11 protein-coding genes are annotated in these 12095 nt (G+C 60.3%); 5 read left to right on the forward strand and 6 right to left on the reverse strand.

Annotated features, from left to right (window positions below; translation table 11 throughout):
* The 5 genes from eno to K8W16_RS08465 all read right to left on the reverse strand — a co-directional run.
* Window positions 1-1126, reverse strand: a 1126-nt coding sequence (gene eno, locus K8W16_RS08445; protein ID WP_304122708.1) for a phosphopyruvate hydratase, incomplete at its 3' end; no start/stop codon positions are given.
* Window positions 1127-1180: 54 nt separating this feature from the next.
* Complete coding sequence (locus K8W16_RS08450; RefSeq protein ID WP_304122709.1) at window positions 1181-1978, reverse strand: type III pantothenate kinase; 798 nt, start codon at window positions 1976-1978, stop codon at window positions 1181-1183.
* A 90-nt stretch (window positions 1979-2068) separates the two neighbouring features.
* Entirely contained in the window at window positions 2069-3031 is a 963-nt protein-coding gene (locus K8W16_RS08455) for a tyrosine recombinase XerC (RefSeq protein WP_304122710.1), read from the reverse strand.
* Window positions 3028-4320, reverse strand: coding sequence for a DNA-processing protein DprA (dprA, locus tag K8W16_RS08460; protein WP_304122711.1), 1293 nt, complete (start codon window positions 4318-4320; stop codon window positions 3028-3030). Before dprA ends, K8W16_RS08455 begins: the two co-directional genes overlap by 4 nt.
* Window positions 4317-6323 (reverse strand): cation:proton antiporter, encoded by a 2007-nt coding sequence (locus tag K8W16_RS08465; protein ID WP_304122712.1) that lies wholly within the window; start codon window positions 6321-6323, stop codon window positions 4317-4319. The genes dprA and K8W16_RS08465 overlap by 4 nt, the downstream gene beginning before the upstream one ends.
* 455 nt (window positions 6324-6778) lie before the next feature.
* On the opposite strand from K8W16_RS08465, the gene panC reads away from it, so the two are divergent.
* The 5 genes from panC to panF all read left to right on the forward strand — a co-directional run bounded on the left by panC (window position 6779) and on the right by panF (window position 10920).
* A complete protein-coding gene (panC, locus tag K8W16_RS08470; RefSeq protein ID WP_304122713.1) occupies window positions 6779-7624 on the forward strand; it encodes a pantoate--beta-alanine ligase in 846 nt (281 codons plus the stop codon).
* Between the two features lie 3 nt (window positions 7625-7627).
* Window positions 7628-8035 carry an aspartate 1-decarboxylase gene (panD, locus tag K8W16_RS08475; RefSeq protein ID WP_304122714.1) on the forward strand — a complete coding sequence of 136 codons (408 nt, stop codon included), beginning with the start codon at window positions 7628-7630 and terminating at the stop codon, window positions 8033-8035.
* Between the two features lie 60 nt (window positions 8036-8095).
* Entirely contained in the window at window positions 8096-9052 is a 957-nt protein-coding gene (locus tag K8W16_RS08480) for a bile acid:sodium symporter family protein (protein ID WP_304122715.1), read from the forward strand.
* Window positions 9053-9166: 114 nt separating this feature from the next.
* A complete protein-coding gene (locus tag K8W16_RS08485) occupies window positions 9167-9442 on the forward strand; it encodes a YhdT family protein (RefSeq protein WP_304122716.1) in 276 nt (91 codons plus the stop codon).
* A complete protein-coding gene (gene panF / locus K8W16_RS08490) occupies window positions 9439-10920 on the forward strand; it encodes a sodium/pantothenate symporter (RefSeq protein WP_304122717.1) in 1482 nt (493 codons plus the stop codon). Before K8W16_RS08485 ends, panF begins: the two co-directional genes overlap by 4 nt.
* Before the next feature lie 137 nt (window positions 10921-11057).
* Here the strand turns inward: panF and K8W16_RS08495 are convergent, their stop codons facing one another.
* Window positions 11058-12092 carry a low specificity L-threonine aldolase gene (locus K8W16_RS08495; protein WP_304122718.1) on the reverse strand — a complete coding sequence of 345 codons (1035 nt, stop codon included), beginning with the start codon at window positions 12090-12092 and terminating at the stop codon, window positions 11058-11060.
* Window positions 12093-12095 lie beyond the last annotated feature (3 nt).

Below are 12095 nucleotides of genomic sequence, written 5' to 3' on the forward strand. Positions count from 1 at the left end.
AGGTGTCCTCGGTTTCGCCGGAACGGTGGGAAACGATGGTGGCGTAGCCGGCGTTCTTGGCGATTTCGATGGTGTCCAAGGTCTCGGTAAGGGTGCCGATCTGGTTCACCTTGATGAGCACGGCGTTGGCGAGGCCGTCTTCGATGCCTTCGGCCAGAATGTCGGGGTTGGTCACGAAGAGGTCGTCACCTACGAGCTGGATGTGGTCGCCGAGGCGGTCGGTGAGCAGCTTCCAGCCTTCACGGTCGTTTTCGGCCATGCCGTCTTCAATGGAAATGAGCGGATAGCGTTCGGTGAAGTCTTCCAGCCAGTCCACCATTTCTTCACTGGTGAGTTCCAGGCCTTCGCCGGCGATGATGTACTTGCCGTCCTTGTAGAACTCGGAGGAAGCGGCGTCGATGCCGAGGGCCACTTCCGCGCCGGGGATGTAGCCGGCAGCCTCGATAGCCTTGATGAGGTAGCTGAAGGCCTCGTCGTGGCTCTTCAGGTTGGGGGCGAAGCCGCCTTCGTCGCCCACGGAGGTGACGTGGCCGTCTTTGGCGAGGATGCCCTTCAGGGTGTGGAACACTTCCGCGCCGATGCGCAGCGCGTCGGCGAAGGTCTTGGCGCCCACGGGCATAATCATGAATTCCTGGATATCCAGGTTGTTCGGGGCGTGCGCGCCGCCGTTGATGACATTCATCATGGGGGAGGGCAGTATCTTGGCGTTTACGCCGCCGAGATACTGGTACAGGGGCAGGCCGAGGTATTCGGCGGCGGCGCGGGCGGTGGCGAGGGAAACGCCGAGCATGGCGTTGGCGCCGAGGCGGGACTTGTTGTCGGTGCCGTCGAGGTCGATGAGGGTGTTGTCTACCTGCACCTGACGCAGGGCGTCGAGACCCACTATGGCTTCGGCGATTTCACCGTTCACATGTTCCACGGCACGGGTCACTCCCTTGCCCTTGTAGCGGTTCTTGTCGCCGTCGCGCATTTCGAGGGCTTCTCGGCTGCCGGTGGAGGCGCCGGAGGGTACGGCCGCACGGCCGACGTGGCCGGATTCGAGGCTGACTTCCACTTCAACAGTGGGGTTGCCGCGGGAATCGAGAATTTCGCGGGCCCATACGGAAGTGATGGTGCTGTTGTTCATCGAGGAAACTCCTTGGGATATAGCCGGGCAGGGCCCGGGTAGGGGAACAGAATGTTATTTTGAAGCGCAGGCCCCGCCTCCGGCCCAGAGCAGCCGGAGCCCTTCCAGGATAAGGTCGGGCCTGACGGCGTCGAAAGCCCGGCATATCCTTGCAAGGTCATGCGCCGCGCCGCCCGTGCCCACCACGAAAGTGGGGCCGGGCAGCTCTTCCTTCAGGCGTTCGCACAGGCCTTCCGTCATGGCGGCGAAGCCGAAGAGAAAGCCGTGGTTCATGCTGGTGATGGTGCTTTTTCCTATGCTCACGCGTGAATCCGTCATTTCCAGGGAAATGCGCGGGAGCTTCGCCGTATTGGCGGCAAGTGCGTTGCGGGAGGAAAAAAGCCCGGGGCAGATGAGCCCGCCGAGATAGGTGTTGCCGGATACGCAGTCGAAGGTGGTGGCGGTGCCGAAATCCACGGAAATGAGGGAGGGCGTGTCCGGGAAAAGCTTTCTTGCGGCAAAGGCTGCGAGCAGGCGGTCGGCCCCCACTTCCTGCGGCTGATCATAGCCGTTTTTCATGTCGATGGTGAAATCGCCGGGAAAGGAAAGCGGAGCTTTGCCCAGGTACTTGCGACAGGCTTCCTGAAAAAGAGTGTTCACGTCGGGCACCACGGAACAGACCACGCAGGCGGCGAGATCCTTTGCGGCAAGGCCCTGCAGGGAAAGGAGCTGGAGCAGGGAAAGCCCCAGGCTGTCGGCCGTGTGCTGCGCTCTGGTGGGCAGGGAATAGGCGGCCTGAAGGGCGTCGGGGCGGGCAAAAACAAGCTTGATGCAGGTATTGCCTATGTCGGCGAGGAGAAGTTGTTCAGACATGCGCACCACCCGGAGAAGGAAAAAGGAGAAGAGAGTTTATCCTTTCTTTGCCTTGCGCGCAACGGGTAAATGCCTCCCCCTGCCGGGTGCTCAGCTCTTGCCTTTCTTCTCTTCATCTCCCGCCAGGGGATGGGCGGAATCGTAAATGCGCGAGAGGGCTGCCAGGTCGAGGTGCGTGTAGCGCTGCGTGGTGGAGATGCGGCTGTGGCCCAGAAGCTCCTGCACGGCGCGAAGATCAGCCCCGCCTTCCAGAAGATGTGTGGCAAAGGAATGACGCAGATCGTGGGGGGAAACGTGCTGCGCGATGCCCGAGGATACGGCCTTTTCCTCCAGAATCCGTGCGGCCTGACGCCTGTCCAGTCTTTTGCCCCGCCTGCCGAGAAAGAGGGCTCTTTCCCCGTGCGCAGGGGGAACTTCGCTTCTTGCGGATATCCAGCGGGCGAGGGCGGCAAGGCAGGTGTCGCTCAGGGGTACCTGCCTTTGCTTGCTGCCCTTGCCCATGACGATGATATGCGTTGCTCCCTGTCTTATGTCGTTTACATTGAGTCCGAGAGCCTCGGAAATGCGCAGGCCTGAACCATAGAGCAGCTCTAAAAGAGCCATGTCCCGCAGGTGGAAGATATCTTTCGAAGTATCTTCCGGAGGGGAGTGGTCCTCAAGCAGGGCGAAAGCCTGGTCGACATTGAGCATGGCAGGATGCCTTTGATCCTGCTTCGGATTGCGCACTCCTGCGCAGGGATCGCTTTCTATCTTGTGCAGCCTGAGCAGGTGGCGAAACAGGGAGCGCAGGGCGGAGAGCTTGCGCGCCGTGGAGGAGCGCGCCAGATTTTTGCGGAACAGGGAGGCGGAAAAACCCTGCACCATCTGCCGCGTGATTTCGGAAGGGTGTTCCAGGCTGGCCCCCACGCTGTGCAGGTAGGTTTCAAATTCCAGGATATCCAGTGCATAGGCCTGTACCGTGGCCTCGGAAGCGCCTTTCTGAAATTCCAGCCAGGCGAGAAATGCGGCCGGAGCGGAAGGCAGGGAGGCGGTGATTTCGGCAATGCGGTTCATGCGTTCGCCTCATAGCGCCCGTCGGAAAGGCGGCGCGCCAGATGTTTCACTTCCAGGATCATGAGCGCGGCGCTGACGGAGGCGCTTGTCCACTCTCTGCCGCCGTCCTGCGCTGCATGGAGCAGTTCATCCTGAAGAAGCGGTTTTTCCCGCAGAAGGGAAAGAAGATACGCTTCCTCTTCCGTCATGTCCTGAGCGGAGCTTTTCTCCTTTGGGAGGGGGGCTTTTCCGGGCATAGTACTCCGTATGGGGGAGGTGTCTTGGAGGGCGGGGGCGGTTTTCCCCCCGGAGCTTTCCTGTGCCTGAGCCGGTCGGGTATGAGAGAGAGGGCTTTGGCTGTCCTCCGTGTCCAGTGCGCTTTTCAGATGCGGGAAAAGGTCGGCAAGAATATCCGACGCACGGAATACGGGGCGCGCTCCCTCAAGAAGCAGTTTTTTCGTGCCTTCACGATACGGGCCCCGGCATATATCCGGTGAGGGCACATAGACGTTCCGCCCCTGCTCTGCGGCAAGGCGCGCCGTGATGAGGCTGCCGCTTCCGGCATGGACGGCTTCCACCATGAGAAGCCCCAGGGAGAGGCCGCTGATGATGCGGTTTCTCACAGGGAAGGCGCCGGGGCCGGGAGTCGTGCCGGGGGGCATTTCGCTCACGATGAGGCCGTGCTCCGCCATGCGCTGGTACAGTTCTCTGTGTCTTGCCGGAAAAATCCTGTCCACGCCGCCGGGCATGACGGCGATGGTGCGCCCCGGCCCGGTAAGGGCCGCACGGTGGGCTCGTCCGTCCACCCCGAAGGCCAGCCCGGAAACTACCGTCACGCCCGCACGGGAAAGTTCCCCGGCCATGGCTGAGGCCATGTCGAGCGCGGCGGCGGAGCTTTCCCGTGAGCCCACAACGGCCACGCATGGTCCGGCAAGCAGGGAAAGTTCACCCTTCGCGTAGAAAAGGGCCGGGGCGTCGGGCAGCTCCTTCAGAAGTGCGGGGTAGCGCGGGTCTGTCCACAGGATGATTGCGGCGTCAAGGCGGCGCGAAGCTTCCCATTCCGGCCTTGCCCGTGCGCGCCAGGTATTGCGGGCGAGCTCTTCCGCCTTATGGGAAGGCACACCGGCCTCCGGCCAGCGGGACAGGCTGGTTATGGCCGCATAGGCCGAGCCGAAATGTCTGAGCAGCAGGCAGGCTCCCCGGCTGCCCAGCCCGGGCGTACAGCGCAGGGCCAGAGCAGCCCAGTATTCCCGGCGTCCGTCGTCGTCAAGGGCGGCAAGGCCGGAGGGCAGGGCGGAGGTAGCCGTCATGCCCGGGGGCTCCCTTCCCCGGCACGGAAAAGCCATGCCGCCTTGTTCAGGGCTTCCTGCGTGGCCAGAAGGTAGACCACGTCCCCGGCGAGAAGCTGCGTCTGCGCATTGGGGTTGTTGTTGATCTCCTCACCTCTGCGCACGCCTGCGGCCGTGACGCCGTGCTCCTTGCGCAGGGCGGCTTCCGCGATGGTCCGGCCCGCAAGCGGACAGCCTTCTTCCACTTCATAGGCCAGAAGCTGGAGGTCAGGCAGGCTTTCCATGATGGAGCCGCCCATACCCAGCCTGCGCTGCATGCCGTAGTTTTCGCGGCGTATGGCGGAAACGTATTCGTCTATGGTCTGGCGGGGTACGAGGTAATGGTTGAGAACGCGGGCGAATACTTCCAGGGAGGTTTCAAACTCTTCGGGTATGACTTCGTTGGCCCCGACCTCTTTGTAGGAGTCCAGGTTGCCCAGAAAACGCGTACGCACGATAATGTGCAGGGAAGGGTTCATGGCCCGCGCGTTGGCAATGATGGCGCGGCTGCCCGCCGGATCGGAGGTGAGTATGGCAAGGGTTCTTGCCGTTGCCGCACCGAGATGCGCGAGCACCAGCGGGAAGGATGCGTCGCCGTGGCGTATGGGCTCCGTATCGCGGTAGCGAGCTACGGTATCGGGATTCATTTCGGAGATGATGTAGGGTATGCCGCAGCTTTTCGCTCCATGGGCCATAATCTGTCCGCCTATGCCGAAGCCGATGATGATGAGGTGATCCTTGAGCTGCCGTCCGTCGCGTATGATGCCGTTTCCTTCCTCTTCCGCCGTTTCCTCACCAGTGGCGGCTTCCGCAGTCTGCACGTTCGGGCTTCTCAGAATGAGCCCGGCCACCTTGGGGGCGATGCCGATGAGCAGGGGGGTGAGCACCATGGTCAGGATGCTGGCGGCGAGAAAAATCTGATAGGCATCGTTGCTGATGAGTTCCAGTCCCAGGGCGGATTTGGCGAGTACGAAAGAAAATTCCCCTACCTGCGCAAGGCAGAAGGATGCGATCAGGGCCGTGCGCAGGGAATATTTCAGCACGCGTACCGAGGGGATGGCCATGAGTATCTTGGCTGCGATGATACCCGCTGCACACAGGGCGATAACAGGCAGATGGGAGAGGAAAAAGCCCACGTTGAGCAGCATGCCCACGGAAATGAAGAAGATGCTGGAGAAGACTTCCTTGAAGGGCATGATGCTTTCCAGCGTGTTGAGGCTGTATTCCGACTCCGCCATCATGAGCCCGGCGAGGAAGGCTCCGAGAGCCAGGGAAAGGCCGAGCCACGAAGTGATGAGCGCTACGGCGAGGCAGAGGCCGAGCGTCGTCATGAGCATGAGCTCGCGGCTTCGTGTGCGCACTACGCTGAACATGAGGCGGGGCAGGATGAACTTGCCGAAGAGCAGTATGCCGCTGATGACGAGAAGTCCCTTGCCTGCGGCGAGGAACATGGAGTTCATGTCGAGTTCCAGTCCGCCGGCGAGCAGGGGGAAGATGAGCACCATGGGCACTATGGCGAGATCCTGGAAAATAAGCACCGCAAGGCAGATCTGGCCCTGCGGGGACTCCGTGAGCGCCTTCTGCTGCAATATGCTCAGTACTATGGCTGTGGAGGAGAGCGTAACCATGCAGCCGTATACGATGCCGAGCCTCGGTCCGCACCACCAGAAGGTGAGGGCAAATACGAAGGCCACGGTCAGAAGTACCTGGGATGAGCCGCCGAGAAAGAGGGGCTTTTTCAGACGTACCAGTTCTTTCCCGGAAAGCTCCATGCCTATGGAGAACATGAGGAAGGCTACGCCCACTTCGGCCATGGTGTCCACGGCTTCCGGGCTGGGAATGAGGCCGAGGGCAGAAGGCCCGCACAGAACGCCGGTGAGCAGAAAGCCCACGATGGAGGGCAGGCGGAAACGCAGGCAGATGAGAACGACGATGATGGAAAGAATAAAAAGTACGACGATTTCGTGGAGTATCAGTTCTTCCATGGAAATTCCATCCTGAAGATTCCCCCGGGAGAAGGGGAGGACGGCAGTTTTTTCTGCCGGAACCCGTATGATATAGAGTGTTTTTACAAAAACCGCAACGGAATGGGGTAACATGCGGGATGGGCTGCATCGCGCGGAAGGAAAGGATGGTTTCTGTCCGGGAAGAGCTCGCCCGGCATTGTTTCCCGGGCGTATCCGGCACAGTGCATCTTTTATATCATGCATTACGGCAGGAGATGGTTTTTATCGTGTGTGCAGCAAGGCGTGTCTACGGTTCTGTCAACAGGGTACCGGTTGCTCTTCTTTTGCTTTTTGACTATACTCTTCTTTTAATGCAGGCGGAATTTCCGTTTGGAAAGGTCCGCATATTTTTTTGCTATAGAACATAGCCGTGCTGCAAGGTTCCGTACATTGCCGTGCAGAGGCCTGGAGTGGCTTGTCGTAAGGAGTTGCCAATGGAGATTGTTTCTTCTGTGGAAGAGGTGCGCTCATGGGTGAAGGCTTGGCGCAGGGAAGGGCTGAGTGTGGGCCTTGTACCGACCATGGGTTATCTGCACGAAGGGCATAAGAGCCTCATCGTGCGCGCCGTTGCGGAAAACGACCGCGTGGTGGTCAGCGACTTTGTGAACCCCACCCAGTTCGGTCCCGGTGAGGATCTCGCGAGCTATCCGCGCGATATCGAGGCCGACGCGCGCCTTTGCGAGGAAGCCGGGGCCCATCTTATCTTCCATCCCGGTCCGGAAGACATGTACGCGCCGGATTTCTGTACCTGGGTGGACATGCAGAAGCTCAGCGAGAATCTCTGCGGCAGAACGCGCCCTATTCATTTTCGCGGGGTGTGCACGGTGGTGAGCAAGCTTTTTCATATCGTGGCTCCCGACAGGGCGTATTTCGGGCAGAAGGACGCGCAGCAGCTCGCCATCATCCGCCGCATGGTGCGCGACCTCAACTTCGATATTGAGATTGTGGGCTGTCCTATCGTGCGCGAGGCGGACGGGCTGGCGAAAAGTTCCCGCAACACCTATTTGAACGCGGAGGAGCGCAGGGCCGCCCTGGTGCTGAGCAGCGCCGTCTTTCTCGGGCGGGAGATGATGGAGAAGGGCGAGAGAGACGCAGCCGCCGTGCTTTCCGCCATGAGGGCCTGTATAGAAAAGGAGCCTCTGGCCCGCATCGACTATGTGGACATGGTGGACGCCTTCTCCATGCAGCCCGTGACGCGCGCCGAAGGCCCGGTGCTCTGCGCCATGGCCGTGTACATAGGAAAGACGCGTCTTATCGACAATTTCTCCTTTGAAGGTTAGCCCATGCTCCTCAATATGCTGAAGGGCAGGATTCACCGCGCCGTGGTGACGCAGGCAGAGCCGGATTATGCGGGCGGTATCACCATCGACGGGTATCTCATGGAAGAGGCCGGCATCCATGAATATGAGCAGGTGCAGGTGGTGGACGTGGACAACGGGCTCCGCCTGGAAACCTATGCCACTACGGGAAAACGGAGCAGCGGCGTCGTTTGTCTGAACGGGGCGGCGGCGCGTACGGTGCAGCCCGGGGATAAGCTCATCATCACGGCCTATGCTCTGATGGCGCCGGAAGAAGCGGATGTGTCCCTGCCGAGAGTCGTTTTTGTGAATGGCAGGAACCAGGTCTCGCGAGTGACCCGCTGCGAGAGGCACGGCAGGCTGGAAGATATGGAGCGCCTTGAAGGCGTATAGAGCGAAAAATCCGGGAGCGCCCTCGCGAAGGCGTTCCCGGATTTATGTTACGAGGCAGGTATGCAGACGTTCCGGCGCGTGAGCGCGTGGCTTTCCCGGCAGATAGGATTCATCATCCTTGTATTTTCCTTTGCGGCCTTTCTGATTCCTTCCCTGTTCGCCTGGGCCGTGCAGTATACCTCCGCCTTCCTCGCCGTTATCATGTTCGGCATGGGCCTTACCATACGCATGGAGGATTTCCGCGCGGTGTTCGCCCGCCCGCGCGCCCTTTTTGCAGGCTGCGCGGCCCAGTTCACCGTAATGCCTCTTCTGGCCTTCGGGCTTGCCGTATCCTTCGACCTGCCTGCCGATCTGGCTCTCGGAGTCATTCTGGTGGGCTGCTGCCCGGGAGGTACGGCCAGCAATGTGATTACCTACCTTGCATGCGGGGATGTGGCTCTTTCCGTAGGCATGACCATAGCTTCCACCCTGGCAGCTCCCCTTATGACGCCGCTTCTGGTGTATGTTCTTGCGGGAAGCTGGGTGGAAGTCTCCTTTCCTGCCATGGTGCTTTCGGTGGTGAAGATCGTGCTTCTGCCCGTGGTGGCGGGGATTGCGCTGCGTCGCATGGCGGGCCGGACCGTGGATCGCATCGCGGATATCTGCCCGCTGATTTCCGTGGCGGGAATAGTGCTCATTGTAAGCGGCATCATCGCCGTGAACGCGGAGAAAATCGCCGGGAGCGGCGCACTGGTACTCGTTCTCGTGTTTCTGCACAACGGGGCCGGGCTTTTCCTCGGCCTCGGGGTGGCGAGGCTCCTTCGCATGGACTACGCGAAAAGCACCGCCGTTTCCATAGAAGTGGGCATGCAGAACAGCGGCCTTGCCGTGGCCCTGGCCGCGGCCAACTTCGCCATGAACCCGCTCGCGACTCTCCCGGGAGCGCTATTCAGCGCGTGGCAGAACATCACAGGCGCCCTCTTCGCTTCCTGGCGGAGGAGGGGAAGGCAGAAAGAGGTTGAGGTTCCGGGCAGTTGAGGGTTATGCTTTAAAGAACATTCCCGCAGCAAACAGGCGATAGACGTCCTCGGGCATGTACTTGGGGGCTTTTCCGTGCCTGCGGGGAGCGCGGAATATATGCAAGGGGGAACTATGCGCAAGGCGTTCAGGCAGGCCGATCGTGAAGCAGTCATCACGCTGGGCCTTTATGCGTTTTTTTTCGTGTGGTGGACGGTGTTCGCCTTTGTTCTCGGTTCCGGCGATCCTGAGGAATACAGTTATGTGTGGGGGCTTCCGGCGTGGTTTTTTTACAGCTGCGTGCTGGGCTATCCTGTCATGACTCTTATCCTGTGGGTCGTGGTGCGACGCTTTTTCGTCGATATTCCCCTTGATGAGCCGGAAGACGGCAAGGGGGGGGGAAAACAATGAATCTTGCGCTCATTCCCCTCATCGGCTATCTCGCGCTTACGCTCCTGCTTGCCCTCTGGGCGCAGAGGCAGGCCGGAAAGGGCCCGGGCCGTGGCTTCATTGAAGAATACTTCATCGGCGGGAGGACCATGGGCGGCTTCGTGCTCGCCATGACCATCATCGCAAGCTACACGAGCGCGAGCAGTTTCGTGGGAGGCCCGGGCGTGGCGTACAAACTGGGCCTCGGCTGGGTGCTGCTTGCCATGATACAGGTTCCGACTACCTTCCTTACTTTGGGTGTGCTCGGCAAGCGTTTCGCCATACTGGGCAGGCGAGTCCATGCTGTGACCATCACGGATTTTCTCTATGCAAGGTACAGAAGCGATGCCGTGGTTCTGCTCTGCTCCGCGGCCATACTGATCTTTTTCGCCGCCTCCATGGTGGCCCAGTTCATCGGCGGTGCCCGCGTCTTCCAGGCCGTGACGGGTTACCCCTATGAGGCTGGGCTTATCCTTTTCGGTGTGACAGTGGTGCTCTATACCGCCGTGGGCGGTTTCAGGGCCGTGGCCGTCACCGACGCTTTGCAGGGCGTCGTCATGCTCATCGCCTCCGTCGTCATACTTTTTGCCGTGGTCCGGGCGGGCGGCGGCATGGAGCAGTGCATCCAGACGCTGAAAGGCATGGATCCCGGCCTCATCACCCCCTCCGGCGCGGGGGGAGCCATACCTGCGCCCATGCTTTTTTCCTTCTGGATACTGGTCGGCCTCGGCATCCTCGGCCTGCCCCAGACCACGCAGCGCTGCTTCGGCTATAAGAATTCCAAATCCATGCACGACGCCATGATCATGGGTACGCTCATCATAGGCTTCCTGCTGCTGTTCATGCACCTTGCGGGGGTACTGGGCCGCGCCGTTATGCCCGGTCTCACTTCCGGCGACCTCATCATCCCTTCGCTCATCCTGGAGCTTCTGCCGCCGTTCTGGGCGGGCGTGTTCGTGGCCGGGCCTCTGGCCGCCATCATGTCTACAGTGGATACCATGCTGCTTCTGGTTTCCGCCTCCATCATCAAGGATTTATACATCCGCTACAGCCTGAAGAACGATACTTCCGGCATCTCGGCGAAAAAGATAGGCCGTATGAGCTTCTGTTGTACGCTGGCGGCCGGGGTTCTGGTGTTCTGCGCCTCCTTCAATCCCCCGGAACTTCTGGTGTGGATCAATCTTTTCGCCTTCGGCGGGCTGGAAGCCGTATTCCTCTGGCCCGTGGTGCTCGGCATGTACTGGAAGAAAGCCAACGCCACGGGAGCCGTCTGGTCCATGGCGGCGGGCGTGGCGGTCTTCATGTTCTTTTCCATTTTCAAGGTGCCTCTCGGAGGAGTGCATGCCATTGTGCCCACCTGCGTCATATCCCTTCTTGCCTTCTGGCTGGGGAGCATGCGCGGTTCTCCCGTGCCGCCTGATGTGACAAGACTTTTCTGGGGGGAAGAGGAACAGGCCTGATTCACCTGGCCTGTGCGGAAACGGCCTTTGCCGCTGAACTCGGGATTTGCCGAAGATACGGAAAAGGCGGGGCATGCGCCCCGCCTTGTTTTCCGCGCATCGAACCTTGCGGAAGCGGCGTTTTTGATGAGGGAAGCTTACAGTGTCTTCACGGAGGCGATGAGCCTGTCCACGGCCTCTTCCGTGGTAGCCCAGCTTGTACAGAAACGTACCGCGCTTCTTTTCCCGTCCATTTTCTGCCAGAAGCTGAAGGAAAATTCCTTGCCGAGTTGTTCCAGCGCTTCGTCGGGAATCACGGGGAACTGCTGATTGGTGAAGGAGTCATAAAGCAGGGGCCAGCCCTTGTTGAGGAAAGTGCGGCGCAGGCGCATGGCGAGAGTATCGGCATGTTTTGCCATGTCGAAGTAGAGGCCGCCTTCAAAAAGGGCCGTAAACTGCACGCCGAGAAGCCTGCCCTTGGCCAGCATGGCCCCGCGCTGCTTCATGAGGTAGCGGAAGTCTTTTTTCAGAAGAGGGGAGGTAAGGACTACGGCTTCGCCGAACAGCGCGCCTACCTTGGTTCCGCCTATGGTGAAGGCGTCGCAGAGTCTCGCGTAGTCGGCAAGGCTGAGGTCGTTGATTTCGGACATGAGACCGTAGCCCATGCGCGCCCCGTCCACAAAAAGGAAAAGGGCAAGCTCGCGGCAGGCAAGGCTTATCTCTTCAAGTTCTGCCTTCGTATACAAGGTGCCGAATTCTGTGGGAGCGGAAAGGTACACCATGCCCGGCTGCGTGATATGCTCGTGCGAGGCGTCGGCATAGTGGGCTTTGCAGGCTTCACGTATCTGTGCGGCGGTGATTTTCCCTTCCTTTGCAGGCAGGGCGAGCACCTTGTGGCCCGTGGCCTCCACGGCGCCTGTCTCGTGGGTGTTGATATGCCCGTTCTCCGCGCAGAGCACGCCCTGCCACGGGCGGAGCGCGGCTTCTATGACTACGAAGTTGGCCTGTGTGCCGCCCACCAGAAAGTGTACGTCCGCTTCCGGAGCTTGGCAGGCCTCGCGGATGAGGATGCGGGCCGTATCGCAGTAATGGTCTTCCCCGTAGCCGGGAGTCTGTTCCAGATTGCTTTTCACAAGAAGTTCCATAACGCGCGGGTGCGCGCCTTCGCCGTAATCACATTCAAAACGCAGCATGGC

The organism is Mailhella massiliensis (genome assembly GCF_020741395.1).
Lineage (GTDB): Bacteria > Desulfobacterota > Desulfovibrionia > Desulfovibrionales > Desulfovibrionaceae > Mailhella > Mailhella massiliensis_A.

Coding starts and splice junctions, on each gene's coding strand:
- K8W16_RS08450 (WP_304122709.1), bottom strand. CDS start 1,978: ATGTCTGAACAACTTCTCCTCGCCGACATAGGCAATACCTGCATCAAG.
- K8W16_RS08455 (WP_304122710.1), bottom strand. CDS start 3,031: ATGAACCGCATTGCCGAAATCACCGCCTCCCTGCCTTCCGCTCCGGCC.
- dprA (WP_304122711.1), bottom strand. CDS start 4,320: ATGACGGCTACCTCCGCCCTGCCCTCCGGCCTTGCCGCCCTTGACGAC.
- K8W16_RS08465 (WP_304122712.1), bottom strand. CDS start 6,323: ATGGAAGAACTGATACTCCACGAAATCGTCGTACTTTTTATTCTTTCC.
- panC (WP_304122713.1), top strand. CDS start 6,779: ATGGAGATTGTTTCTTCTGTGGAAGAGGTGCGCTCATGGGTGAAGGCT.
- panD (WP_304122714.1), top strand. CDS start 7,628: ATGCTCCTCAATATGCTGAAGGGCAGGATTCACCGCGCCGTGGTGACG.
- K8W16_RS08480 (WP_304122715.1), top strand. CDS start 8,096: ATGCAGACGTTCCGGCGCGTGAGCGCGTGGCTTTCCCGGCAGATAGGA.
- K8W16_RS08485 (WP_304122716.1), top strand. CDS start 9,167: ATGCGCAAGGCGTTCAGGCAGGCCGATCGTGAAGCAGTCATCACGCTG.
- panF (WP_304122717.1), top strand. CDS start 9,439: ATGAATCTTGCGCTCATTCCCCTCATCGGCTATCTCGCGCTTACGCTC.
- K8W16_RS08495 (WP_304122718.1), bottom strand. CDS start 12,092: ATGCTGCGTTTTGAATGTGATTACGGCGAAGGCGCGCACCCGCGCGTT.